At 74.1% G+C, this 25508-nt stretch carries 20 protein-coding genes; 7 read left to right on the forward strand and 13 right to left on the reverse strand.

The features are described from left to right. The first annotated feature begins 22 nt into the window (after positions 1 to 22). From cofD to ABD332_RS10690, 3 genes are read left to right on the forward strand one after another with little or no spacing between them, the layout of a single operon-like run. Positions 23 to 979, forward strand: a complete 957-nt coding sequence (cofD, locus tag ABD332_RS10680) for a 2-phospho-L-lactate transferase (RefSeq protein ID WP_344501646.1) — start codon at positions 23 to 25, stop codon at positions 977 to 979. Next, positions 976 to 2028: a coenzyme F420-0:L-glutamate ligase gene (locus tag ABD332_RS10685; RefSeq protein ID WP_344501647.1), complete on the forward strand. Its 1053-nt coding sequence runs from the start codon at positions 976 to 978 to the stop codon at positions 2026 to 2028. Before cofD ends, ABD332_RS10685 begins: the two co-directional genes overlap by 4 nt. Beyond that, positions 2025 to 2573 (forward strand): NUDIX hydrolase, encoded by a 549-nt coding sequence (locus ABD332_RS10690; protein ID WP_344501648.1) that lies wholly within the window; start codon positions 2025 to 2027, stop codon positions 2571 to 2573. The genes ABD332_RS10685 and ABD332_RS10690 overlap by 4 nt, the downstream gene beginning before the upstream one ends. A 1193-nt stretch (positions 2574 to 3766) precedes the next feature. Here the strand turns inward: ABD332_RS10690 and ABD332_RS10695 are convergent. The 3 genes from ABD332_RS10695 to ABD332_RS10705 all read right to left on the reverse strand — a co-directional run bounded on the left by ABD332_RS10695 (position 3767) and on the right by ABD332_RS10705 (position 8252). Beyond that, the gene (locus ABD332_RS10695) at positions 3767 to 4864 is read right to left on the reverse strand and encodes a mannose-1-phosphate guanylyltransferase (RefSeq protein ID WP_344501649.1); all 1098 of its coding nucleotides are present in this window, start codon (positions 4862 to 4864) and stop codon (positions 3767 to 3769) included. 101 nt (positions 4865 to 4965) lie between these two features. After that, positions 4966 to 6111: a glycosyltransferase family 4 protein gene (locus ABD332_RS10700; RefSeq protein ID WP_344501650.1), complete on the reverse strand. Its 1146-nt coding sequence runs from the start codon at positions 6109 to 6111 to the stop codon at positions 4966 to 4968. A 128-nt stretch (positions 6112 to 6239) separates the two neighbouring features. After that, positions 6240 to 8252, reverse strand: a complete 2013-nt coding sequence (locus ABD332_RS10705; RefSeq protein WP_344501651.1) for an N-acetylmuramoyl-L-alanine amidase — start codon at positions 8250 to 8252, stop codon at positions 6240 to 6242. A gap of 71 nt (positions 8253 to 8323) precedes the next feature. On the opposite strand from ABD332_RS10705, the gene ABD332_RS10710 reads away from it, so the two are divergent. Continuing rightward, entirely contained in the window at positions 8324 to 9064 is a 741-nt protein-coding gene (locus ABD332_RS10710; protein WP_344501652.1) for a TIGR03089 family protein, read from the forward strand. Here the strand turns inward: ABD332_RS10710 and ABD332_RS10715 are convergent. Next, positions 9054 to 10988, reverse strand: coding sequence for an acetoacetate--CoA ligase (locus tag ABD332_RS10715; protein WP_344501653.1), 1935 nt, complete (start codon positions 10986 to 10988; stop codon positions 9054 to 9056). The genes ABD332_RS10710 and ABD332_RS10715 overlap by 11 nt on opposite strands. A gap of 98 nt (positions 10989 to 11086) precedes the next feature. Between ABD332_RS10715 and ABD332_RS10720 the strand changes: the two genes are divergently transcribed. Further along, entirely contained in the window at positions 11087 to 11572 is a 486-nt protein-coding gene (locus ABD332_RS10720; protein ID WP_344501654.1) for a TspO/MBR family protein, read from the forward strand. On the opposite strand, the gene ABD332_RS10725 is transcribed toward ABD332_RS10720, so the two are convergent. From ABD332_RS10725 to ABD332_RS10735, 3 genes are read right to left on the reverse strand one after another with little or no spacing between them, the layout of a single operon-like run. Then, entirely contained in the window at positions 11541 to 12647 is a 1107-nt protein-coding gene (locus tag ABD332_RS10725; RefSeq protein ID WP_344501655.1) for a hypothetical protein, read from the reverse strand. The two genes, ABD332_RS10720 and ABD332_RS10725, sit on opposite strands and share 32 nt — an antisense overlap. Beyond that, on the reverse strand, positions 12644 to 13189 hold the full coding sequence (locus tag ABD332_RS10730) for an RNA polymerase sigma factor (RefSeq protein ID WP_344501656.1): 546 nt from the start codon (positions 13187 to 13189) through the stop codon (positions 12644 to 12646). The genes ABD332_RS10725 and ABD332_RS10730 overlap by 4 nt, the downstream gene beginning before the upstream one ends. An 18-nt stretch (positions 13190 to 13207) precedes the next feature. Next, on the reverse strand, positions 13208 to 13717 hold the full coding sequence (locus ABD332_RS10735; RefSeq protein WP_344501657.1) for an acyl-CoA thioesterase: 510 nt from the start codon (positions 13715 to 13717) through the stop codon (positions 13208 to 13210). Positions 13718 to 13741: 24 nt separating this feature from the next. Between ABD332_RS10735 and ABD332_RS10740 the strand changes: the two genes are divergently transcribed. Both ABD332_RS10740 and ABD332_RS10745 read left to right on the forward strand, forming a co-directional pair. Then, a complete protein-coding gene (locus tag ABD332_RS10740; protein ID WP_344501658.1) occupies positions 13742 to 17038 on the forward strand; it encodes a hypothetical protein in 3297 nt (1098 codons plus the stop codon). Positions 17039 to 17266: 228 nt separating this feature from the next. After that, entirely contained in the window at positions 17267 to 18862 is a 1596-nt protein-coding gene (locus ABD332_RS10745; RefSeq protein WP_344501659.1) for an ABC-F family ATP-binding cassette domain-containing protein, read from the forward strand. Here the strand turns inward: ABD332_RS10745 and ABD332_RS10750 are convergent. The 6 genes from ABD332_RS10750 to ABD332_RS10775 all read right to left on the reverse strand — a co-directional run bounded on the left by ABD332_RS10750 (position 18834) and on the right by ABD332_RS10775 (position 25375). Beyond that, positions 18834 to 19484: a hypothetical protein gene (locus tag ABD332_RS10750; protein WP_344501660.1), complete on the reverse strand. Its 651-nt coding sequence runs from the start codon at positions 19482 to 19484 to the stop codon at positions 18834 to 18836. The two genes, ABD332_RS10745 and ABD332_RS10750, sit on opposite strands and share 29 nt — an antisense overlap. A 343-nt stretch (positions 19485 to 19827) precedes the next feature. Beyond that, positions 19828 to 21411 (reverse strand): hypothetical protein, encoded by a 1584-nt coding sequence (locus ABD332_RS10755; RefSeq protein WP_344501661.1) that lies wholly within the window; start codon positions 21409 to 21411, stop codon positions 19828 to 19830. Continuing rightward, positions 21408 to 22298 carry an ABC transporter ATP-binding protein gene (locus ABD332_RS10760; RefSeq protein ID WP_344501662.1) on the reverse strand — a complete coding sequence of 297 codons (891 nt, stop codon included), beginning with the start codon at positions 22296 to 22298 and terminating at the stop codon, positions 21408 to 21410. Before ABD332_RS10760 ends, ABD332_RS10755 begins: the two co-directional genes overlap by 4 nt. Continuing rightward, positions 22295 to 23104: a hypothetical protein gene (locus ABD332_RS10765; protein WP_344501663.1), complete on the reverse strand. Its 810-nt coding sequence runs from the start codon at positions 23102 to 23104 to the stop codon at positions 22295 to 22297. Before ABD332_RS10765 ends, ABD332_RS10760 begins: the two co-directional genes overlap by 4 nt. Positions 23105 to 23395: 291 nt before the next feature. Further along, complete coding sequence (locus ABD332_RS10770; RefSeq protein ID WP_344501664.1) at positions 23396 to 23944, reverse strand: RNA polymerase sigma factor; 549 nt, start codon at positions 23942 to 23944, stop codon at positions 23396 to 23398. A gap of 51 nt (positions 23945 to 23995) precedes the next feature. Next, positions 23996 to 25375, reverse strand: a complete 1380-nt coding sequence (locus ABD332_RS10775) for a glycoside hydrolase family 76 protein (protein WP_344501665.1) — start codon at positions 25373 to 25375, stop codon at positions 23996 to 23998. Between the last annotated feature and the right edge of the window lie 133 nt (positions 25376 to 25508).

The raw sequence follows: 25508 nt of genomic DNA on the forward strand, positions 1-25508 counted from the left end.
CCCGTGGGGCAGGATGAAGGGTATGCGGATCGTGGTTCTGGCAGGTGGCATCGGCGGCGCTCGCTTCCTCCTCGGGGTGCGCGCGGTGGGGCAGGAGCTGGGGGCGGAGGTCACCGCGGTGGTCAACGTCGGCGACGACGTGACCCTGCACGGCCTGCGGATCTGCCCCGACCTCGACAGCGTGATGTACACGCTCGGTGGCGGCGCCGATCCCGAGCGCGGCTGGGGACGCGTCGGCGAGACGTGGACCGTCAAGGAGGAGCTCGCCGCCTATGGGGCGGAGCCGACCTGGTTCGGCCTCGGCGACAAGGACATCGCCACCCATCTGGTGCGCACCAGGATGCTCGACGCGGGCTATCCGCTGTCCGCCGTGACCGAGGCGCTCTGTGACCGCTGGCAGCCCGGCATCCGCATGCTCCCCGCCAGCGACGACCGGGTCGAGACGCACGCGGTGGTCGAGGTCGACGGCGCCTCCCGCGCGATCCACTTCCAGGAGTGGTGGATCCGGCACCGGGCGGAGATCCCGACGTCGCGGTTCGTCTTCGTCGGCGCCGAGTCGGCCAAACCGGCCGCGGGGGTGCTGGACGCGCTCGCCGCCGCGGATGTCGTGCTGGTGGCGCCGAGCAACCCGATCGTCTCCATCGCGCCGATCCTGGCCGTCCCCGCGGTCCGTGAGGCGGTCGCCACCGGCCGGGCCCCGGTCGTGGGCGTGTCCCCGATCATCGGCACCGCCCCGGTCCGTGGCATGGCCGACAAGTGCCTCGCCGTGATGGGCGTCGAGTGCACCCCCGCCGGCGTGGGCGGCCTGTTCGGCGCCCGCTCGGCCGGCGGCGTCCTGGACGGCTGGCTCGTCGACGACACCGACGCGGGCGTCGAGGTGCCCGGCCTGACCGTTCGCGCCCGCCCGCTGTGGATGACCGACGTGCCGGCGACCGCGGCGATCGTCCGGGAGGCGCTGTCCGTGGCGGGTGTGGCATGAGCGTGCCGCCCGCAGGGTTCGAGGTGCTGCCGGTCGACGGCATCGGCGAGGTGCGCCCCGGCGACGACCTGGCCGCGCTGATCACGACCGCCGCGCCGTGGCTCGTCGACGGCGACATCCTCGTCGTCACCAGCAAGATCGTCAGCAAGGCCGAGGGGCAGCTGGTCGACGTGCCGCTGGAGGAGCCCGCCCGCGAGGCCGCCCGCGAGGCGGTGCTGCGGGCCGAGACGTCCCGGGTCGTCGCCCGCCGGGGCGCGACGCAGATCGTGCAGACGCACCACGGGTTCGTGCTCGCGTCGGCCGGCATCGACGCGTCCAATGTGGAGCCGACCCGGCTCGTCCTGCTGCCCAAGGACCCGGACGCCTCGGCCCGCTGGCTGCGCGACGAGCTGCGGGAGCGCTTCGGCCTGCACGTGGCGGTCATCGTCACCGACACCATGGGCCGGCCCTGGCGGATGGGTCTCACCGACGTCGCCATCGGCGCCGCCGGCATCGACGCGCTGACCGACTACCGCGGGGTGCTCGACGTGCACGGCAACGAGCTCCAGCTGACCCAGATGGCCGTGGTCGACGAGCTCGCCGCCGCCGCCGACCTGGTCAAGGGCAAGACCGGCCAGGTCCCGGTCGCCGTCGTCCGCGGCCTGCCGATCCGCCCCGACGGACACGGCCAGGGCGCCGCCCCGCTGATCCGCGGCGCCGACGCCGACCTGTTCTCGCTCGGCACCGCCGAGGCCGTCGCCAAGGGGCTCCGCACCGCCGCCGCCATCCGCGACACCCCACCGCTCACGTTTCCCGAGCTTCCCGCGCCGGTCGCCGCTGCTGAGAGGGCCGAGCGGTTGCTGCTGGTCTGGGCCCCTGCCGGCGACCTGCGGCGGGCCATGGAGGCGGGCATGGAGGTGCAGCGGATCCGGGCCGGGCTCGCCGCCGACGGCGTCGCGTCCGAGTGGCTGGAGGCGGACCAGGTCGACCTCTCCGGGGTCGACATCCCGGAAGGCGGCATGCCACTCGGCGTGCTCGCCGTCGGTCGCGGTAGCCTGCCGTCACTATGACGACGTTGCACGATGATGCCCTCGCGGTGCTGACCCAGTGGACGCCCCCGAGCGACGAGGCGGAGCAGACGCGGCGGCGGTTCATCGAGTTCGTCCTCCGCGACCCGTCGACGGTGTGGCGCGAGCACCCGGGGGCTCACGTCACGGCGAGCGCCCTCGTCGTCGACTCCACCGCCGAGCGCGTCCTGCTGTGCCTGCACGGCAGGATCAAGCGCTGGGTCCAGCTCGGCGGCCACTGCGAGCCCGGCGACGCGACCGTGGCGGCCGCGGCGCTCCGCGAGGCGACCGAGGAGTCGGGCATCGCCGGCCTGCGGATCAGCGAGGCCCCCATCGGCCTCGACGTCCACCACGTCCAGTGCGCCGGCGGCCCCGCCCTGCACTATGACGTCAGGTATGCCGCCATCGCCCCCGCCGGCGCCGTCGAGACCGTCAGCGCCGAGTCGTCCGCGCTGGGCTGGTTCGCCCCTGACGACCTGCCCACCCCGCTCGCCGACGCCACCGAGGTCCTGGTCGCCCCCGCCCTCGCCTGGGCCCGCCGAGCCTGACCCCGCACCCCGCCCACACTCCGGGTCGAGGCTGGTCCCGCGCAACGGCAAGACCGACGCCCAGCCCACCGCCCGCACCACGACCCAGCACACCACGTCGAAGCAGCCCGAACCACGACCCCGGCTGCGCTCCGCGTCGAAGCAGCCCGAACCACGACCCCGGCTGCGCTCCGCGTCGAGGCCGCCTCGCGCGACGGCAAGACCGACAACCGACCCCGGCGCTCGCGTCCAGCACGCCACGTCCAAGCAGCCCGCATGACGGCGAGGCCGACGACCAGCGATCGCCCGCCGCCCGCACCACGACCCGGGCACGCTCCGCGTCGAGGCTGCCCCGCGCGACAGCAAGGCCAACAACCCGCCCGCCGCTCGCGTCCACGCTCCAGCACCCCACGTCGAACCAGCCCCGCACGGCGGCAAGACCGACAACCAGCCCCGGCGCTCGCGTCCAGCACACCACGTCGAAGCAGCCCCGCATGACGGCGAGGCCAGCCACCTGCGATCAACCCACCACCCGCACCACGACCCGGCGCACACCGCATCAAGGCAGTCCCGCACGACAGCAAGGCCGGCAAGCAACCGCCACCCGCGCCCACACCACACCGCAGCAGCCCCGCGTGACGGCAAGGCCAGCCACCTGCGACCAGCCCACCGCCCGCACCAGGACCCGGCGCACACCACGTCGAGGCAGCCCCACGTGGCGACAAGACCGGCGACCAGCGATCGCCTACAGCCCTGCGCCCACACGCTGGCGAACACCACGTCGAAGCAGCCCCGCATGACGGCGAGGCCGGCCACCACCTGCGATCAGCCCGCCGCTCGCACCACGACCCGGGCCGCGCCGCGTCGAGACAGTCCGGCGCGGCGGCGAGGCCGACGACCAGCCCGCACTGCCCGCGTTCACGGTCCAGCGCACACCACGTCGAAGCAGTCCCGCACGGCGGCGAGGGCGGCGACCAGCGGTTGGCCGCCGTCCGCGCCTCACTGGGCCGTCGCGGCGTGCTGCCTCCGTTGATGTCCTGCTCGAAGCGGTGCGGGTGAGGGCGTGTCCGTCTGACTGACCGACACGCCCCGCTTTCGCAGGTGGGCGAGTCACCGCCTGGCGCAGATCGAAGTACTCGATCAGCCTCGCCGACGTCCCGGACCCGCTCGCAGATGGGACATGACCGAGCTGCGGGCTTCGATCGGGCGGGAGGCTACAGGAGTTCGACGGAGCCGCGTTCCTTCAGGTTGTCGACGAGCTTCTTCACGTCCTGGGCGCGGGAGCGGGGGCAGACCAGGAGGGCGTCGGGCGTGTCGACGACGATGAGGTCGTTGACGCCCACGACGGCGACCAGGCGGCCTGACTGGGGGACGACGACGACGCGCTCGGCGTCCTGCATGATGACGCCGGTCGGGGCGGCGGGGTCGAGGTTGACGACCACGTTGCCGGCGGTGTCGGTCTCGAGGAGCTCGCCGAGGGTGTGGAAGTCGCCGACGTCGTTCCAGCCGAAGTCGCCGGGGACGGTGCCGACGAGGCCGGCCACGCCGGCGCCTTCCATGACGCCGAAGTCGACGGAGATCTTGGTGAGGTCGGGCCAGAGGTCGGCGAGGACCTCTTCGCGGTCGTGGGTGTCCCAGGCCTCGGCGATGCGGCGCAGGCCGTCGTGGAGGACGGGCTGCTGGCGGGCGAGCTCGTCCAGGAAGACGTCGACGCGCCAGACGAACATGCCGGCGTTCCACAGGTACTCACCGGAGTCGACGTACGCCTGGGCGAGGGGCAGGGCCGGCTTCTCCTCGAAGGAGGCGACCTTGCAGACGTCCCCGGTGCCGGTGGGCTCGCCGACGTGGAGGTAGCCGTAGCCGGTCTCGGGGTGGGTCGGGGTGATGCCGATGGTCATCAGGAGGCCGTCCTCGGCACCGGCGATGGCCTTGCGCAGGACGGACGTGAAGGCCGGGACGTCGCGGACCAGCTGGTCGGCGGCGAAGGCGCCCATGACGGCGTGCGGGTCGCGCCGGGCGATGACCGCCGCGGCCAGCCCGATGGCGGCGCACGAGTCGCGCGGCGTGGGCTCGACCAGGATGTTGCCTTCGGGAAGGCCCGGGAGCTGCCGCGCCACCGCCGCCGCGTGGGCCACACCGGTGACCACGAACGTGGTCTCGGGGGTCGCGAGGTCGGCCAGGCGCCCGTACGTCGCCTGGAGCAGCGACAACGGCGTGCCTGTGAGGGCGTGCAGAAACTTGGGATGACCGGCTCGCGACAACGGCCAGAGCCGCGTGCCACTGCCCCCTGCTGGGATGACCGCGTAGAACACAGGCCCATCATGCCCAGCCAAGGGCGCGTTCCAACAACTCGAAGGTGTCATGTCCACTACGAATATCGCCTGATCTGGTTTCAGAGGGTGACGCGGGAGGACTAACTGCGCGGATTGGCCGCTCTCGACCAGGCGGCGAGGTGCACCTCGGCGCTCGACTCCCAGGTGAACTCCTTGGCGCGCGCGGCACCGGCCTTGGCGAGCGCGTTGCGGCGCTCGTGGTCGTCGAGCAGCGCGGCGAGGTCGCGGGCGATCTCGTCGGTGCCGGGTCCGGTGTAGGCGACAGCGTCTCCGCCGACCTCGGGCAGCGAGAGCCGGGGCGTGGTCAGGACGGGGGCGCCGCAGGCCATGGCCTCCAGGATCGGCAGGCCGAAGCCTTCGCCGAAGGAGGGGTAGGCGGCGACGACGGCGCCGCCGAGGAAGCCCGGCAGGTCCGCGTAGCGCAGGTAGCCGGGGCGCAGCAGGCGCAGGTGGCTGGGCACCTCGCCGAGCGCGCCGTCGATCTCGTCGTCGTGGCCCTGGCCGCCGGCGATGACGAGCGCGGGCGGGTCGGGCCGGTCGCGGACGGCGGAGATCCAGCCGCGGATGAGGCTCGGCACGTTCTTGCGGGGCTCCTTGGCGCCGAGGAACGCGATGTACTCCGTCGTGCCGAGGCCGAGGCGGGCCCGGACGCGGGCCTTCTCGTCGTCGGTGGGCGCGTGGAACGCGTCGGGGTCGACGCCGTGGTAGGCGACGTCGATACGGGTCGGGTCGGCGTCCAACAGGCGGATCAGCTCGTCGCGGGTGGCCTTGCTGGGGACGATGACCCGGCCGGCACGGCGCAGTGACGTCTTGATCGCGGAGCGGAAGAAGGTGCGGCGGGACTTGTCGTAGTGCTCCGGTTCGGTGAAGAACGTGGCGTCGTGGACCGTGACGGTGACGGGGCAGCCGGCCCGCAGCGGGCACGTGTAGAAGGGCGAGTGCAGCACCTGGGCGCCGACCTGCTGGGCGAGCATCGGCAGGCCGGTCTGCTCCCAGGCGAGGCGGGCGGGTCGGTGGGCCGCAGCGGCCGGCGCGGCCATGATCCGGGCACCGGACAGTAACCGTCCGTAACGTTCGGCGTCGGTGCGCTGACAGACCACGGCGAGGTCGGCGTCGAGCGCGGCCAGGGCGCCGAGCAGGCCGTCAACGTAGCGCCCGACACCGCCTCGGTCGGCTGGGACACTCGTGGCGTCGACGAGCACACGGGGCGGACGGCCGGGGGTCACTGGGCGTCTCCTTCGAACACGGCATGCCACGCGTAACGAACGTCACGCGATACGTCAGGCAAAGCCTACGCCCGATCCCCCGGTGATCGATGTCCACGACGCGACTCGCGATCGAGGAAACCCAGGATTCAGCTCAACGGCATCGGAATGTCGCCCGGCGCACCCACGTCGTAACCGCCCGCACCGCGGATCTCGTACCGGCCGTCGTGGTACACCGCCGGATCCGCGCGGCCGTCCCCGTCGTACTGCGCGGACACCGGCGTACCGGAGGCGCCGAACTTCACGGCGGCCTGGCCTTCGATGGTGAACTGCTGGGTGACCGGGTTCCAGGTCGCGGCGTCGACAGTGCCGTTGCCGTCGTAGTCGGCGGGCGCGGCGAGCTGACCGGGCGCGCCGACCTTGAACTCGCGCAGCGCGTAGATCGCCCACAGTCCGGTCGACGGGCGCCAGATGGCCGCCTCGGCGCGGCCGTCGCCGGTGTAGTCGGCCGGCACGGGCACGTCGCCGGGCACCCCGAGCTGCAGCTCGCCGATGCCCTTGATGTACCAGACACCGGTCGCCGGACGGAAAACCGCCAGCTCAGCCGCGCCGTCGCCGTCGAAGTCGGCGGGTGCCGGCACGTCGCCCGGCAGACCCCACTGGACGGTCCTGCGGCCCTCGCCGGTGAGCAGCATGCTCCAGTTGCCGGTCGTCGGCGACCAGGTCGCGACGTCGTCCTTGCCGTCGCCGTTGTAGTCCGCGGCGACCGGGATCTCGTTGGGCCCGCTGGTGAAGATCGGATCGGGGATGCCCTGGAGGCGGACGGTGCCGTCGGTGGGCCGGTACGCGGCCAGCAGCGTCCGCACGATCTCGGGTTTGACCAGGTCGCCGAGGATCGCGCCGGCGCGGTCGCGGATCCAGGGCAGCGCGGCGAGGCCCTTCGCGCCGGGGCACTCGGTCGGGTTGGTCTGCTGGTGCGGGAAGACGCGGGGCACCGTCACGGTCGTGCCGGCCGGGTAGCGCGACGTCGACCCGCCGCCGGTGAGGCTGACGGTGCCGCGCGGATCGATCGCCTGATGCAGTGAAAGTTTCCACGCGGTGTACTGCGCGGCGGCCTCCTGGACCGGCTGCGGCACGCTCGTGTACCGGTAGTCGCCGATCATCGCGATGCCCGCGGTGCCCGTGTTGAACCCGCCGGCCTGGGCGCCGACGACGGGGCGGGACAGCCCGCCGGAGCGGCCCTCCCAGAGCCTGCCGAAGCGGTCGACCAGCACGTTGTAGCCGATGTCGCCCCAGCCGCGGCTGACCGTCTGGTACTGGTAGATCGACCGGAGGATCTTCGGCACCTCCTCCGGGCTGTAGTCGTTGCCGGTGGCGGTGTGGTGCAGTGCGACGGCCTTCACGTAGGTGGCGTACTGCGGGCGCCAGTCCATCAGCTGCTCGTTGGCGCCCCAGGCGGCGCGGCGCAGGATGGCGGGCATGAACGGGCGCAGCCCGACGGGCTGACTCTCCGTGACCGGGGTGGCGGGGGCCGGCGCGATGTCGCCGGGCGCGTCGGTGGGGTCGATGAGGTCGGCGGCGATGTCGTGCGGCGTCGCCCCGCCGGTCGTGGTCACCGCCAGCTGCACGCCGTCCGCCTTGCCGGTCCAGACGAGGTCCGCGCCGCCGCGCTGGCCGGCCTGGGGGGCGTCGGGCGTGACGTCGCGGTCGGCCTCGGCGGTGTCGACGGTCCGCCAGGCGCTCCAGGCGCCGCCGGGGGTGTGGTGCCGGACGGCGACGCTGACATCGCCGATCTTCCCGGTCTCGCGCCAGGTGACGCCGACGGCACTGAAGGGGGCCACGCCCTCACGGGTGACGGTGAGTGTCCGCGCTTTCACGCCGCGCCGGTACCGCTCGCCGAGGCCCGCCGGCGCGCCGGCCTGCGTGGCGACGCCGTCGGCCGGCTTCTCGAAGCTGCCCAGCGGGATGCGCGTGACGTTGGGGGTGACGCCGGTGGGGCCGGGCTGTTTGGCGACGGGGTTGGCCCACTGGATCGGCGCGGCGAGGTCAGGGGCCGGCGGCAGGAACGGGATGCGCGGGTCGGCGGTGGCACCGCCGGCGCTGAGCAGTGCGATGGCGACGCCGCCCACGGCGACGAGTTCGAGCCGCCGGTATCGTCGCATTGCCCATACCCCCATCGCACACCACCTAGCTAGACCCGATTGGAGATGCTATGGGAGGATTTTCCGGACATATGGGGAATACAGTTCCTTCACTCTTTGCGGCAATTGTCGGAAGGGACCCGTCACTTCCGCTGCTGACGTTCTATGACGACGCCACCGGGGAGCGGGCCGAGCTGTCCGGCGCGACGCTCGGCAACTGGGTCTCCAAGACCGCGAACCTGCTGGTCGACGGCTGTGGGCTGGGCCCCGGCGACACGGCCGGCGTCTGGCTGCCGCCGCACTGGCAGACCGCCGCGGTGCTGCTCGGTGCCTGGTCCGCCGGGGTCACCGTCGCCTACGGCGAGCCGACCGCCGCCGGCATCGACGTCGAGTTCGCGTCGGCGCAGGCGGTCGAGGCGGGCGTGCCGGCGGGCCCGCCGGACCGGTTCGTCCTCGGGCTGGCCCCGATGGGCATGCCGATGCGCACCCCACCGGCCGGCTGGGCCGACTACGTGACCTCGGCCCGCCAGCACGGCGACCACTTTCCCGGCGCCCCCGTCGCCGCGGACACCGGCGCGCTCGTCGAGACCGACGGCTCGCTCGACGGGCACGGCCCGCTCCTGGACCGCGCCCGGGCCCGCGCCGCCGAGCTGGGCATCTCGGGCGGCCGGGTGCTCATCGACGCCGACGCGTACCCGTACCCCCTCGACTGGCTGCTGGCGCCGCTCGCCGCCGGGGCGAGCGTGGTGCTCAGCGTGCGCACCGACCTGTCGAAGCTGCCCGCGCGGGGCACCTCCGAGCAGGTCGACCACACCGTCGGCCCTACTGTCTAGCCGCCCGGACCGCTTCGAAGTACCGCAGCGACTCCGGGTTCGCCAGGGCGCCCTTCGCGGCGGCCTGATCGACGGGCGTGCCGGTGAGGATCCGCTTCACCGGCACCTCCAGCTTCTTGCCCGACAGCGTCCGCGGCACCGCCTCCACCGCGAACACCTGGTCGGGCACGTGCCGCGGGGACAGGGCCGTGCGCAGCTCCCGCGCGATCGTGGCGCGCAGCGCGTCGTCGAGGGTCACGCCGGGCCGCAGCACGACGAACAGCAGCAGCTCCCCCGCCCCGCCCTCGGGGTCCTCCAGGTGCACGACGACCGAGTCGGTCACGTCGTCGAGGCCCTCGACGACCGAGTAGAACTCGCTGGTGCCGAGCCGGACGCCGCCACGGTTGAGGGTGGCGTCGGAGCGGCCGGTGATCACGCAGGCGCCGCCCTCGTCGATGGTGATCCAGTCGCCGTGCCGCCACACGCCCGGGTACGTGCCGAAGTAGGCGTCGGCGTAGCGGGATCCGTCGGTGTCGCCCCAGAAACCGACCGGCATGCTCGGCATCGGCGCGGTGATGACGAGCTCGCCGAGCTCACCGATGACCGGGGTGCCGTCGGCGGCGTAGGCCTCGACCCGCGCGCCGAGGGCCCGGCAGGCGATCTCGCCCGCGTGGACGGGCAGCAGCGGCACGCCGCCCACGAACGCCGTGCACACGTCGGTGCCGCCGGACGCCGAGGCCAGCAGGACGTCGGCTGAGACCGCGTCGTACACCCACTCGAAACCCTCGGGTGGCAGCGGCGCGCCGGTCGAGCCCACGCCGCGCAGCGCCGACAGGTCGGCCTGCTCCTTCGGGACGAGCCCGGCCTTGCGGCACGACAGCAGGAACGGCGCGGACGTGCCGAAGTACGTGGTGCCGGACTCGGCCGCGACCCGCCACAGCCAGCCGAGGTCGGGGTGCGCGGGGTTGCCGTCGACGAGGACGATCGCGGCGCCGACCGCCGGGCCGGACACCAGGTAGTTCCACATCATCCAGCCGGTGGTGGTGAACCAGAAGAACCGGTCGCCGGGGCCGAGGTCGTGGTGCAGCGCGAGCATCTTGAGGTGCTCGAGGAGGATGCCGCCGTGGCCGTGCACGATCGGCTTCGGCAGGCCCGTTGTGCCGGAGGAGTACAGCACGTAGAGCGGGTGGCTGAACGGTACCGCCGCGAACTCCAACGCGTCGGACGTCTCGTCCCAGACCGGGTCGCCGCCGCGGAGATACGGGATCTCGATGAACGCCTCGACCGACGGCAGCGCCTCACGGATCGCCGCCACCTCGGCGCTGCGGTCGACGGCCTTGTCGCCGTAGCGGTAGCCGTCCACGGCGACGAGCACCTTCGGCTCGATCTGCTGCCACCGGTCGACGACCGAGCGGGTGCCGAACTCGGGCGCGCAGCTGGAGAAGATGGCGCCGAGGCCGGCGGTGGCGAGCATGAGGACGAACGTCTCGGGGATGTTCGGCGCGTACACCGCGACCCGGTCGCCCTGCGTGACGCCGAGCCGCCGCAGCGTCGCCTGCGCCCGGCGGACCTCCTCGCGCAGCTGCGCGGCGGTCAGCGTGACCGGCTCGCGGGTCTGCGAGTAGGCGAGCACGACCGGCTCGTCGTCGGCGACGCCGGGCATCCGCAGCACGTGCTCGGCGTAGTTGAGACGGGCGCCGGGGAACCAGTCGGCGCCGGGCATCCGCGCGTCGGGCAGCGCCGCGGTGGCCGGCTCGTGCGTCATGACCTCGAAGTGCTCCCAGATCGCCTGCCAGAACTCGGCCGGGTGGTCGACCGACCACTGCCACAGTTGCCCGTAGTCCTCGAACTCCAGGCCCTGCTCGCTCGACAGCCATCGCAGGAAGGCACCGATACGGGTGCGTTCGCGGACGTCTGCAGGGGGTCGCCACAGCTCCTTCGCCATCCGACCATCTTCCTGCACGCCCGAACGATCGCTCAGTGTGGGCCACCGACATCCGCACCCGGGTTTCCGTGTGGCGGCCGCGGGTAATCGATGCGGGTATGACGCTCTCGTTGCCGCACCACCACCGCCCGCAGTGGGTCGGCCTCGCCGGATTCGGTGCCGCCGCGGCGGCCGCCGCCCTGATCGGCGGGCTGGGCGTCGCCGGGACCGCCAGTGAGTACGACTCGCTGAGCCAGCCGTCGTGGGCGCCCCCGTCATGGCTGTTCGGGCCGGTCTGGACCGTCCTGTACTGCTGCATCGCGGTGTCCGGCTGGCTGGTGTGGCGGCGCTCCGGATGGACCGCTGCCCTCACCGTCTTCGCAGCTCAGCTGGCCCTCAACGCGATCTGGACGCCGTTGTTCTTCGGCGTCGGCCAGCGCGGGCCGGCGCTGGCCGACATCGTCGCGCTGTGGGTGCTGATCGGCGTGAACATCGCCATGTTCTGGCGGCGATCGCGCCTCGCGGCCGGGCTGCTGGTGCCCTACTGGGCGTGGGTCACGTTCGCCACCGCGCTCAACGCTTCGGTGTGGTGGATGAACCGCTAGCCCCGGGCTTCTCCTGCGTGAGGTCCCGGGTGGCGCCCGGCACCGGCCGCGGCTGTGTGGCAAAGTCCACGAACTCGAAGTTCCCGGCGGTCACCTTCAGGTCCGCGCCCGTCCAGGCGCCGCCGGCGAACCGGCCCGTCGCCGCGTCGACCAGCAGGCAGTCGGCCTTCTGCGCGTCCGCCATGCAGATCACGTCGTACTGCCGGCCGCCGATGCTCGCCGTGGTGGCCTCGACTGCCAGGTCCGCGAGCGCCTGGTAGAGCGCGGCCCGCTGCTGCGCGTCGAGCAGCGGCTCGACGTAGTGGAACACCTCGTGCAGGTACTTGAAGATCATGCCGTCGGCGTTGCGGCCCGGATACGCCTTCGCGGCCCACGCCCGCCACGCCGCCGACAGCTCATGCGCCTTCGCGGCCTCCCGCGGGAACGCGGCGACGTACTCGGCCTTCATGTTGTCCAGGCCCGGCGCCCCGAGGTGCGCGCGCGCCGTTTCCAGTGCGATCTCGTCATCGGACAGGCTGTGGTCGATGCTCTTGGGCCCGTCGTCGGAGCGACGGATGCGCAGCGCCACGCCGGTCCCAGGGTCCTGCCACACCTCGTGGATGTAGCTGCCCGTGCCGTCGATCAGGTTGTACGTCTTCACGTACAGCACCTGACCGGCCCCGATCGGCAGCGGCCCGCCGCGCTGCTGCCCGGCGATCCTGGTCAGCGCCGCGACCGCGGCGGCGTGGTCACCGCCGGCCTTCCCCGCGACCGGCGGGCGCATCGGCGCCTTCGTGCCGTGCGTGACCGGCAGGTCCACCCCCGCCGGCTGGGTCTGCGCCGGCGCGCTCTGTCCGGGTGTCTGAGCCTGCTCCTGTCGTGGCCGCGTCGTCGGTACCGCGGCCGCGGCGCCGACCACGGCGGCCACCGCCACGGCCGCCCCGGCCGTCGCCAGGATCCAGGTCCTGCGAGGTGCCGTCCGCTCCGGGATTGCGGCGCCGGCCAGCTTCCAGCGCCCCTCGGCCAGGGCGCCCTCGCGGGGCTCGTCGAGGTCGGCGCGGAACTCGCGCACGGCGGCCAGATCGTCAGTGTTCATCGGTCCTCGTCCTCCAACGCCTTGCGCATCTTGGTGCGGGCCCGGTGCAGCGCCGACTGGACCGTGCCGACCGGCAGGTCCAGCGCCTCGGCGATCTCCGCGTAGGACAGTTCGGCGACCGCGAACAGCAGCAGGACGTCGCGCTGGCGCCGGGGCAGCTTCGCCAGCACCCGGGCGACCTTCCGCGACCGGCGCTGCGCGTCGGTGCGCTCCTCCGCCCGGGTCGCGTGGCTCTCCTGCACGGGGTCGACCCCCGTCCTCGCGAGGGCGCGGTAGCCGCGCACCTCGTCGCGGCGGTGCCGGTTGAGCACGTTCGTGGCGATGCCGAACAGCCACGGCAGCGGTGGCTGGTCCTGCGCGAAGGTGTGGCGGCGTTCGTACGCGATGAGGAACGTCTGCGCGACGACGTCCTCGGCCAGATCCGGACCGACCCGGCGCGCGCAGTAGCGGTACAGCGTCCGCGCGTGCCGGTCGTAGATGGCCGTGAAGCCGTCCGCGATCAAGAGGTTGCCTTCCGGGTCCACACCCCTTCTTGTCCGCACGCGCCTGTCATGTTCCCGCTACTTCTGTTCTTCCTGGCGGTGCCGCTGGATCGCCTCCCGGCGCGACAGGCGGTGCTCGCGGCGGATCTCGGCCTCGCGCCACCGGCCCTCGTTCTCGGGCGAATCGGGCACGACCGGCGGCACCGCCCGGGGCTTGCCGTCGGCGTCGACCGCGACGAACACCAGATATGCTGTCGCCACCACGACCGGCTCGGCGACCTCGTCCCACCGCTGCGCGACCAGCCGCACGCCGATCTCCATGGACGTCGTCCCGGTCCAGTTGACCTGCGCGTACGCGTGCACGAGGTCCCCGACCCGCAGCGGCTCCAGGAACAGGATCTCGTCGATCGACGCCGTCACCGCCGTGCCGCCCGAGTGCCGCGCCGCCGCCGCGCCCGCCACGTCGTCGACGAACTTCATGATCACACCGCCGTGGACCGTGCCGTAGAGATTGACGTCGACGGCGGTCATGATGCGACTCAGCGTCACCCGTGAATACGCGGTCGGTCGGCCAGTGTGCTCCTGCATTCCCCAGACGGTACGGTGCGAACCATGCGACACGTGGGAAGCCTGATCGCGGGGATGTTGATCGCCCCGATCGCGTGGCTGCTGATCGCCCTCGGCCAGCAGAAATCCACTGAAACGGTGACGAAGTGGGTGGAGCGCGGCGCCTTCGACAGCGTCGACCTCATCGTGCCCGCCGCATACCTCCTGGGCGCCGGCCTGATCCTGGGCCTCATCGCCACTCTGCGCATCTCCCCCGTCGGCCCGATCGTCGCCGGCCTGGCGCTGCTCGGCACCTACGTGAGCCTCTTCATCGACCCGCTCGGCGCCCTGGACGGCCTGCCCGCCGACTACAAGCTCGCCGGCCTGACGATCAACCTGCAGCTGCCCATCCTCAACGGCACGACCGCCGTCCTGGGCATGGCCCTGCTGGTCGCCGCCGCGAGCGTCAAACGCTGGCGCGCGTGGCCCTTGACCGCCCCGGTCGTCGCCACCGGCGGCGAACCCCTCGACCCGCACGAGTTCCCCCTGGGCCAGGGCCCGACCGCGGCGCACCCCGGCTCCCGCACCACCGAGTTCCCGTCCGCCGCCGGTGCCACGTCGGTGCTGCCGCCGTATGGCGCGCAGGCCTCCTCCGGTGGCGGCAGCGGCTCTGGTACGCCGAGCTCCGGCGCCACCTCCGTCCTGCCCACCTTTGGCGCCGCTCCGGCCGGTTCGCCGGGCCTGCCTTCCGACGCGACGCAGCCCGTGCCGCCGGTGGGCCGCCCCGCCGCCGGCCACCCGCCCGTGTCGCACTTCGCCGCTCCGGTGTCCGGCGCTGGGTCGTACCCGCCTCCGGTGACCTCCGCGCCCCCGGTGTCGTCCGCCCCGCCGTTCTCTGCCCCGCCGTCCTCTGCTCCACCGGCGTCTGCTCCGCCGGCGCTTTCGAAGCCGGCCGCGCCTGGGTTCGCCGCGCAGCCCCCCGCCGGTGGGCACCCCGGCCAGCAGGGCGGCCCGGCCCCGGTCTCGGCGCCCGGCAGCAGCACCGGCCCGTCGTGGCTCACCCCGGACTCGATCGCCGCCCAGCCCTCTTCTCCCCAGCCGTCCTCCGCCCCGCCGGCCGCTGGGCAGCCCTACTCGGCGCCGCCGGCCCCTGGTCAGCCTTCCTCCGCCCCGCCGGCCCCCGCGCACCCCCATTCGGCGCCGCCGGCCGCTGGGCAGCCGTACCCCGCGCAGCCCTTCTCGTCCCCGCCGGCCCCTGCACAGCCCCATTCAGCACAGCCCCATTCAGCACCGCCGGCCCCTGGGCAGTCGTATCCCGCGCAGCCTTTTTCCGCCCCGCCGGCCCCTGGGCAGCCTCACTCGGCACCCCCGGCCCCTGGGCAGCCTTACGCGGCCCCGCTCGCCGGGCAGCCCCCGCTGACGCAGCCGTCCTCCATCGCAGCGCCGGTCGCGCAGCCGCTGGCCGCCGCTCACGGCGCCGGGACCCCGGGTGGGCAGGCCGCGCCGGCCACCCCGCCCGGCCCGTTCCCGCCGTCGCTCGGTGGCCGGGGTGGACCGCCGGCTCCGGCCGCCCCGCAGGGTTCGCCGCCGCCCGGGCCGTTCCCGCCCGGGGGCGCGCCCGCCCCTGGCTCCGCGACCCAGTTCCGCCCGGCCGCCGGCCAGGGTGCGCAGACGCCGCCGTTCGCTCCGCCGGGCGCACCCCGTCCTGCCTCGGCACCGCCCGCGCCCCAATTCGGCCAGCCCGCATCCGCCCCGCCGGCGCCGTTCGCACCTCCCACGTCCGGCCCCGCGTCCGCACCGCCCGCACCCGGCCAGGCGTCCGCACCACCGGCCCAGTTCGGCCAGCCGGCCGGCCCCGCGCCCGCGCAGTTCGGACAGCCCGCGTCCGCACCGCCCACGCACTCCGGGCAGCCCTCCGCCGGTCCCGCGTCCGCGCCGTTCGCACCACCGACGGCCGGCCCCGCCTCGGCACCGCCCGCGCAGTTCGGGCAGCCCGCATCCGCACCGCCCGCACCGTTCGGGCAGCCTTCCGCCGGGCCCGCAGCCGCACCGCCCGCGCCGTTCGCACCACCGACGGCCGGTCCCGCATCGGCACCGCCCGCGCCGTTCGCTCCGCCGGCTTCGGGACCCGCGTCGGCTCCGCCCGCGTCCGGGCCCTCGTCCGCGCCGCAGGCTTCGCCGTTCGGGCAGGCCGGGTCCGGTCCCGCGGCGTCGCCGGCGGCACCGCAGTTCTCCGCACCCGCGTCCGCACCGTCCGCGCCACAGTTCGGGCAGCCCGCGGCCGGGTCCGCATCCGCACCGCAGTTCTCCGGGCCGGCGTCCGCGCCTCCTGCGGCCGGGCCTGCTTCCGCACCGCCTGCGCCGCAGTTCGGGCACACCGCAGCCGGGCCCGCGTCAGCACCGCCGTCGGCCGGTCCCGCCTCAGCGCCACCCGCGACTGGGCCGGCATCCGCACCGCCCGCAGCGCAGTTCGGGCACACCGCCGGTCCCGCGTCGGCACCGCCCGCTGCCGAGCCTGCATCCGCACCGCCCGCGGCCGGGCCTGCCTCCGCACCGCCCGCGGCCGGGCCTGCCTCCGCGCCGCCCGCGGCCGGGGGCACGCCTTGGGCCGGGGCGCCCGGCGGGTTGGCGGAGGGCGGCGACGAGCTGCCGACCCGGCCGCTGGGCGCGCCTGTCACGCCGCACGAGGGTGGGGGGCCGTTGCGTCCTGCGTCCGAGTCGGTGGCTCCCTCGCCGCAGGTGCCGCAGACCAGGTACGGGCGGCCCAGCGCGAGCGAGCCGGCCACCGAGCCGTTCGGCATCACGCAGCAGACACCGGCCGCCGGCAGTGGTGAGGCGTTGCCGTCGCGGGCGGCGCGGCCCGACGTGGTGCGGGAGACGTCGATCCTGGCGGGGCCGTCGTTCGACGGGTTCAGCGCCGGGCGGCGGGGCGTCCGCGAGGAGGAGACCGAAGCGCTCCACCCCAACCGCCCGTCCCGGCCGCGGCACGCCGCGCAGAACGAGACCGGTGAGCACCCGACCGTCGGCGGGAGCGTCGACGAGGGCGCGACGACCCGGTTCATGCCGATGCGGGCCACCGACCCCGTCCAGGAGCCGGCGACCGGGACGGACACGGACCAGGACCAGCAGGCGACGACCCGCATCGGACCCGTCGACCCGGACGTGACCACCAGGCTCGGCGCGCCGAGTGCGGCGGAGCAGGCGGAGCGGCGGGCGGCGTTCGCACGGGGCGAGGCGGAGCGGCGGGCCAACGCGCAGGCCGAGCTCGAGCGGCTCACCGCCGAGCGGGCCGCCGCTTCCGAACACGGCGACGACGAGCCACCGACGTCTCCGTGGGCCGCACCACCCCGCGACCGCACCTGAGCAGACCGCACCTGAGCAGCAGGCGCACCGAGGGCCGTCACCTTTCGAGGAGGCGGCCCTCGGTCGTAATTCGGTGGCGGTGCCGGGACGAGATGCGCGACGATGCATCCGTGTGATTCGCAGGACGTGCTGACCGCCTGACCTGGACCCCGCGCAGGGGACGGGCCGGGTGACGTTCCCGTCCGCTCACACTCCCGCTGCGAGGCCACCTTGCTACGCGCTGTTTCTTTGTCCAAGCACTACGACGCCGAGCTGCTGTTCGAAGGCGTCGACTTCACCCTGAACGCCGGTGACCGGCTCGGGCTCGTCGGGCCCAACGGCGCCGGGAAGACCACGCTGCTGCGGTTGTTGACCGGGGCCGAGAAGCCGACGAGCGGGCACGTCAGCCTCGCACCGCGGCGCCGCATCGGGTACTTCGCCCAGCAGGTCCCGAATCCGGATATCTCCGTTCTCTCCTTCCTGAGCGACGGCGAAGCCGACCACCTCGCGCGCCGGATGCGGGCGCTCGAGGCACGCATGGCGGACGACGCCACGGTCCTCGAGGAGTACGGGCAGGTCCAGGAGCGCTGGCTGGCCCTGGAAGGCTGGTCGGCACCGCAGCGCCGGGCCGAGGTGCGCGAGCGGCTCGACATCGCACACCTGCCCGACGACCTGCCGGTCGGCAAGGTCAGCGGCGGCGAGCAGGCCCGGCTGATGCTCGCCCGCGTCCTGCTCGCGACGCCTGACGTGCTGATTCTCGACGAGCCGACGAACCACCTCGACGCCGCCGGCACCGCGTGGCTCGGCGGCTTCCTCGCGGCGTTCCGCGGCGCGGTCCTGGTCGTCACGCACGACCGGGCGTTCCTCGACCGCACGGTGACCCGGATCGTCGAGCTCGACGGCATCCACACCACCCCGCAGTGGTACGAGGGCGGCTACACCGACTACCGCGCCGAGAAGACCCGCCGCTGGCAGAAGCTCCTGCTCGACCACGAGGCGCAGGAGAAGTTCCGCCGCCGGCTCGAGGCCGACATCGCGAGCACCAAGGACCAGGCCCGCGGCGTCGAGGAGTCGGTACGGTCGGGGCTCGGGTCCGACAAGATCCGCCGGTACGCGAAGAAGGTCGCCAAGAAGGCCAAGGCCCGCGAACGCCGCCTGACCCGGCAACTCACCTCCGCGCGCTGGATCGCCGAGCCGTCCACCCGCCCACCGCTCACCCTCGCGTTCCCTGTGGCTCCGGAGGCCCCAGAAGCCGCGGAGTCCGTGGTGAGCGCCCGCGGGCTCACGGTCAAGCTCGGCGCGCGGCGCGTCCTGGACGACGTCTCGCTCGACGTCCACGGCCGCGTCCTGGTCACCGGCCCCAACGGCGCCGGCAAGACCACCCTGCTGCGCGCCCTGTCCGGCCGGCTCCCTACCGACGCGGGCACGGTCACCACCGCCGCCGACGTCGCCGTCCTCCCCCAGACCCATGACGACCTGCGCCGCGATGACCGCACGGTGCTGGGATTCTTCCGTTCGAGGGTGCCGGTGTACGTCGATGAGGCCGAATCCCTCCTCGATGCCCACCTCTTCGGCCCCGACGAGTGGGACCGCCGCCTGCGCGACCTCAGCGCCGGTGAGCTGCGCCGGCTGCTCCTCGCCGTCATCGTCAACACCGGCACCCAGGTCCTCTTCCTCGACGAACCCACCAACTTCCTCGACTTCGAGGCCATCGACGTCGTCGAGGAGGCGTTGCGCGCCTACCAGGGCACCCTCGTCATGATCACCCATGACGAGTACTTCGCCCGCAACGTCGGCTTCGACCACCGCTGGCACGTCACCGACGGCCACGTCCGCGCCGCATAGGTGCGGCCGGCTGATCGGATGCTTGCGTGGCCCCGGACCCCGACCAGGTGAAGGAGCGGCGGGGCAGGAACGGCACCGCGGCGACGACCGTGGTGAGGCAGGCGGCGGCGAGCACGGCGGCCAGGCGTTGGTGGGCGCCGGTCCAGTCGGGACCGTCGACGCTGACGAAGAACGCCGCCGAGCGCGGAGCGAAGGCCAGCGCGGCCAGGGCGACCAGGACGGCGGGGGCCGCGGTGGGGCTGGCCACGCCACGCGGCGCCAGCCGCCAGGCGAGGACGGCGGCGGCCGGGCCGAGGGCGCCGATCGCCGCCGCCTCCAGGGTCAGCGCCCGCAGCGGAAGAAGGTCACCGGTGCCGTCCTGGGCGCCGGCGAGCGTGACGGCGAGCGCCGCCGCCCACCACGCGGCCAGGACGGCACTGCCGATGGCGGTGCGGATCGCGACCCCGTGCCAGGCGGGAGCCGGCGCGGTGGCGGTGGTGGGCTTGGCGGGGTCGTCGTAGAGGAACGCCAGGCCGACGGCGGCGCAGGCGGTGGCCAGGCGCAGCAGGGCGGCCAGGTTGTCGGCCGTGAGGGTCACCGTCATCGCCGCGGGAACGCTGACGATCGCGAGACCGGCCGCCATCGCACCGAGCACCGGACTCCAGCGGATCGCCCGGAGGGTCGGCCGGACAAGGGCGGGCCACCTCATGCCGGACCCGCCACTCGCCCCACGACCACACCACCACGGCAAGCCGCAACCGCACCGCCGCGGGAAGCCGCAACCGTGTCACTGCGGGAAGCCGCGACTGCACCGCCGCGGGAAGGGGCGACCACATCACCGCGGGAAGCCGCGACTGCACCGCCGCGGGAAGGGGCGACCACATCACCGCGGGAAGTGGCGACCGCGCCGCCGCGGGGAGTGCGGACGATCGGATCGACCCGGCGGCGGTCGGTGGCCGGAGGGCGGCGGCGTGGCCCGGCGGCGGTCAGGCGGTGCATACGGTGCGCTCCTCCTCGGGTTGCTCCGGGGCGATCGGCACGCCCATGAGCGCGGCGAAGCGGTCCGCCGCGGTGGCGGGGTCGGTCAGCTCGGTCCAGTGCGCGGTGACCAGGGCGCCGACCTCGGCTGGGGGCCGCCCCAGGGCGCTGAGGCCCGGCGCGGCGTCGCGGTCGGGGACGCTGATGCCCATGAAGGGCGCGTAGTCCAGGAAGGCGAGGCCGCCGGAGCTGGCGGCGTCCAGCTTCCGCAGCCCCCTGGCGGTCGCGGGGGTGGCCTGGCCGACAAGCCACACGAGCAGCGCGCCGCGGGCGCCGCAGACCATGCCGTTGGGGGCGAACGCGCTGCCGGTCATGAGGCGGTGCGCGGCGGCGGCGGCGAAGACGGCCTCGGAGGCGTCGTCGCCCCAGCTGGTGCCGACCGGGATCACCGCCGGGGTGCCGGCGGCCGCCGCGGCGCGCTCCCAGGCGGTGTTGCGGCCGGTCTCGTCGGCGGAGCTGGTGGAGGAGCCGGCGGTCGGGTAGCCGTGGGCCCAGACGCGCTGGCGGACGGCGAGGGGTGGGCCGGTGACGGCGGGAACGGCGCGGCGGACGCCCTGCAGCACCGCCTCCCAGCCGGGGATCCAGGCCGTGAAGTCGGCGAAGGCGCAGTACGTGACGTCGCCGCGGCGGTGGCAGGCCTGCTGGGCGGCGGGGTTGTCGGTGGCGGTGACGGCGGCGCGGCGCGGAGCGTCGTCGGTGTGGAACTGGGCGGCGCCGGCAGCGGCCGCGACGAGCGAGACGAGCACCGCGGCCACGGTCACGGGGCGGCCGCGGGCGCCGGAGCGGAACAGGGCGGCGACGGCGACGAGACCGGCGAGGCCCGCCACGTATCCGAGGTGCCGCAGCGACGGCCGGTCGACCAGGTCGGCCGGCAGGGCGAAGGGCAGGTCGCCGAACATGACCGGCTGGAGCAGGCGCAGGGCCGCGTTGCCCCTGGCGGCGGCGACCAGGACGGTGAACGCGGCCACGGCGAAGGCGAACATCGCCAGGGGCGCCACCACGGCGGAGCGGACCAGCTTGGCGAGCAGCACCCCGGTCGCGGCGAGGAGCGCGACGAGGACCGGGATCAGGGCGAGCTCGGCCGGGTCGGGGCGGCCGGCGGCGCCGGGCAGCAGCGCGAGGGCGCCGATCCGCGCGGCGGCCAGCAGGGTGACGCCGGCCGCGTAGGGCAGCGGGGCGAGCAGGAACGCCGCGGTGCGCCACGGGTCCGGCAGGACGAGCACCGAGTAGAGGGCGTCGGTGCGGTGGCGGTGGGCGCGCAGCGCGTTGAGGTTGGCGACGACGAGGGCGCCGCCGCCGAGGATGAACAGCCCCGACAGCTGCAGGCCGACGACCTTGTCGTGGAGCACCGGATAGCGGTCGGTGGAGCCGGTGACGAGGTCGTACACCCACGGGGACACGAACAGCAGCACGGCGACGAGGGTCAGCGGGTGCCGGGCGAAGCGGACCGCCTCGATCCGGGCCAGGGCCAGCATCGCCCGGCGCCACGGCACCCGCACCGGGCCCTCGGCAGGTGCGAGCACGGCCGTCATGACGCACCGCCGACGTCGACGAGCATGAGATATCCGTCCTCGATCGTGGGTGGGAGCAGCTCGGCACCGGGCGGCGGGTCGCCGACATGACGGTGCAGGCCGGTGCCGGTGCGCCAGGAGGCGAGGGCGCCGGGCTCGCGGGTGGCGCTGGTCCACACCCGGCCGTCGGCGAGGGCGGCGAGGGCGGCGGGCGTGCCGGAGAAGCGGACGGTGCCACGGTCGATGACGACGACCTCGCGGCACAGGGACATGACGTCCTCGGTCTGGTGCGTCGACAGCAGCACGGCCCGGTCCTCGCCGAGGTCGGCGAAGAGCTCGCGGAAGCGCATCCGCTGCTGCGGGTCGAGCCCGACGGTCGGCTCGTCGAGGATGAGCAGGTCGGGGTCGCCGACGAGGGCGGCGGCGAGCGCGACCCGCTGGCGCATGCCGCCGGACAGCGCCTTGATGCGGGTGCGGCGCTGGTCGTCGAGGCCGACGGCGGCGAGGACCCGGCGGACCTCGGCGTGACGGTCGCCGCGGTGGGTCAGCTCCTTGAGGATCGCGACGTAGTCGACGAACTCGAACGCGGTGAAGCCCGGGTGGAAGCCGGGGTCCTGGGGCAGATACCCGAGGCGGCGCCGCACGGCGAGCCGCCCCGGCCCGGTGAGCGGGTCGTGGCCGAGGACGCGCAGCGAGCCCTCGTCGGGGTCGAGCGCGGTGGCGACGATCCGCAGGAGGGTGGTCTTGCCGGCGCCGTTGGGGCCGAGCAGCCCGGTGACGCCGGTGCCGAGGGTGAGCGTGACGCCGTCGAGGGCGGTCTTGCGCCCATACCGCAGGGTCAGGCCTTCGGCCCGCACGGCGCCGGCGGTGTCGTCGGGGCGGCGTGTTCTGGCCGCGTCGATGCTCATCGGAGCCTCCTGGAGTCGGTGTCGAAGGTCGCCGCCCGCCGGGCGAGGAGCCCGACGGCGAGTGCGACGGCGAGTGCGGTGCCGGCCTGGCCGGCGGCGGTGAAGAGGACGCCCGCCGCGGCGGCGACGAGGCCGCCCCAGCCGACGCCGGCGACGACGGCCGCGGTGACCGTGCCGAGGCGCGGGGCGAGCAGGAGCGTGAGCACCGTCAGCGCGAGCGACGGCAGGAACCAGCCGGCCGCGCCGGGGCCGGCGTCGGGCACCGCCAGGCTCGCGAGGGCGCACAGCACGGTGGTGACGGAGACGACGGCGGCGCAACGCAGCAGGAGCAGCCGGAACGACTGCATCGGCGCGACGAGGGCCACCTCATACGTGGGGTCGATGCCGGGCCCGAACGACACGGCCACGCCGAGCAGCGGCAGCAGCGGCGCGCCGGCGAGGAACACGAGCGGGTCGGCGAGCCGGGCGACCGTGGCCGTCATCGCCAGGGTCAGGGTGATCGCGACGAGCCACGACAGCCGCAGCGCCGGGGTCGCGGCGAGCAGCCTGGCGGTGTGGTCGGGCACGCGCAGCAGCAGCAGGAGCCGCTCGACAGGCCCTGGCACGGGCGCGTCGAGGGAGGCGTCGAGGCGCGTCCAGCCGTCGTCGACGAGCCGCGGATCCGCGACGGCGGTGAGCCGCGAGCGGCACGCCGCGCACGCGCCGAGGTGCGCCTCCACCGACCAGAGCAGCGGCCCGGCGAGCCCGCCGCCGGCATACGCCCGCACGTCGGAGTCCTGCAGATGCCAGACATCGGAACGACCCATGCCGCCACCCCCGCTGCGCCCCAAAGGCCCGCTCATGCCGTCACCTCCGCTGCGCTCCGGCGCCAGCCTGAGCCAACCTGCCATCCCGATGAGCGAGCCGAGCCGCTCCGCTGCCCGCTCATGCCGTCACCTCCGCTGCGCTCCGGCGCCAGCCTGAGCCAGCCTGCCATCCCGATGAGCGGGCCGAGCCGCTCCGCTGCCCGCTCATGCCGTCACCTCCGCTGCGCTCCGGCGCCAGCCTGAGCCAAACCTGCCATCCCAATGAGCGGGCCGAGCCGCTCCGCTGCCCGCTCATGCCAGCTCCTGCCGTAGTTGCCGGCGGGCCCGCATCGCCCGCGTCTTGACCGTGCCGGGCGGGATGCCGAGCAGCACCGCGGCCTCGGCGGTGGTGAGCCCGTCCAGGACCGTAGCCTGGACGACGGCGCGCAGCTCCGGGGAGAGCCGCGAAAGGGCGCCGGCGAGGTCACCGTGCTCGACGCCTCGCAGCACCTGCTCCTCGGCCGAAGGCTCCGCGGGCTCCTCACCGCCGCGGAACCTGGCGAGGAGCCGGCCGAGCCGGTGCCGGGCACTGGTGCGGCGCAGCGCGTCGACCAGGCGCCGCGAGCCGATCCGCCACAGCCAGCCGGCGACGTCGCCCTGCTCGCGGTAGCGGGCGGCGCCGCCGTGCCACAGCTCGAGGAACGTCTCCTGGACGACGTCGTCGATCAAGGTCTCATCGGCACACCGGTACCGCAGCCGCAACGTCAACCAGACGGCGTGCCGCCGATAGAACTCCTCGAACGCCGCCCTGTCCCCGGCGGCGGCCAAGGCGAGCAGATCGGCGTCAGACTGAACCCTCACACCTCATCATCGGATCGACCCCGCCGACCGGTTCACGACCACGAGAGAAAACTACGGAGCGGCGTTGAGCAGATCCACCGCGCTGTGCTGGCAGCTGTGGTTGGAAGCGGTCCGCGGCCCGGCCCAGTGACTGCCGTAAGCGTCCAACGTGTCCCGATCGTTCGCATAGGCGCTGTCCGCGTTGCGCTGCAGATAGGCGTTGTAGGCCCCGCCGGCGGCCGCGTTCAGCACGCCCAGGCCGCGCACGGCGGCGCCCTTGAACGAGACCCCGTCCCCGGCGCAGGTGCTGCTCTCGTTCGGCTCACGCAGGATGCCGCCCGGCGACAGATACGTGCTCGCGACCAGCGCGTCCCCGATCCGCCGCGCCGTGGCCAGGGCGGCGGCGTCGCCCGTGAGACGGTTGAGCTGCACCAGCGCGTTCATCAGCACGCCCTGGTTGTAGGTCCACGTGACGGACCCGTTGTTGCGGCAGGTGCTGAGGCTGATCCCGTCGTTGACGAGGTTCGACCCGTTGAGCATCCCGGTGCTCTGGAACCACGTCCAGCCCGCCTGCGCCCGCCCCCGATAGACCGTGTCGCCCGGGATTCGCAGCGACAGCGCCGCGTTGAGCTGGATGTAGAGGCTGTTCTCGATGGCGTTCTTGACCAGCCGGTCCGTCTTCCACCAGACCCCGCCGCCGCAGCGGGTGTCCCAGTAGGCGTACATGTGGTCGGCGCCGGCCCGGGCGGTGTTCAGGTAGCGGCTGTCGCCGGTCGCGTCGTAGGCGGCCACCCACGCCAGGGCCCACCAGCCCGTGTCGTCGAGGTACTCGTTGCGGAACTGGCCGAGCTTGGCGTTGACCTGCTTGTCGTAGGTGTTGGCGATGGCGTACCGGTAGCTGCCCATCCCCGACCGGCGACTGTTGTCGATGACGGCCGTGAGCGCGTTCGCCGAGGTCCACCAGTCGTTGTTGCCGAACAGCCCCGTCGGGAGGTTGTACTGCATCATGAGGGCGGTGGCGGCCGCGGTACGCCGGTCCCACGCGTTCCAGGTGCTGCGGGTCCACGCCGTGCAGGTCAGTTCGGGGCGGTCACCGGCCTTGCCGCAGGCACGCAGCGCGCCGACCCCGTTCGCCGCCCAGTTGTCGACGTTGAACTGCGCGGTCCGCCGCGCGGTGGCGCCGGCGGACACGGTGGCGTAGCCGATGCGGCTGTCGACCCAGGTCCGGCCGCCGTCGAAGGACCGGTCCATCCAGACCTCGTCGCCGGCCTTGCCGTTGTCCAGGGTCGCCCAGGCCATCGCGTCGGTGTCGTTGAGATGCATGGTGAAGCGCCGCCCGTACAGGGTGCTGCTCACCGTCTGCCGGTCCGAGGGGGCGAGCGCGGCGTCGCGCCCGTCGCAGTAACGGTTGCAGACGACGGTCGCGGCCTCGGCGGTCGAGGGAACGGCCACCACGGCGGCAAAGACCAACGCAACAGCAACAAGCACACGCACGGCGGCCTCCGAACCTGGCAAAGGGCCCGGACCGCCATCCGGTTTTCATCGACAATCCTCCACGCATGCAGTTCTGTCAACTCTTGACACA

The sequence above is a fragment of the Dactylosporangium maewongense genome (assembly GCF_039531485.1).
Taxonomy (GTDB): Bacteria; Actinomycetota; Actinomycetes; order Mycobacteriales; family Micromonosporaceae; genus Dactylosporangium; species Dactylosporangium maewongense.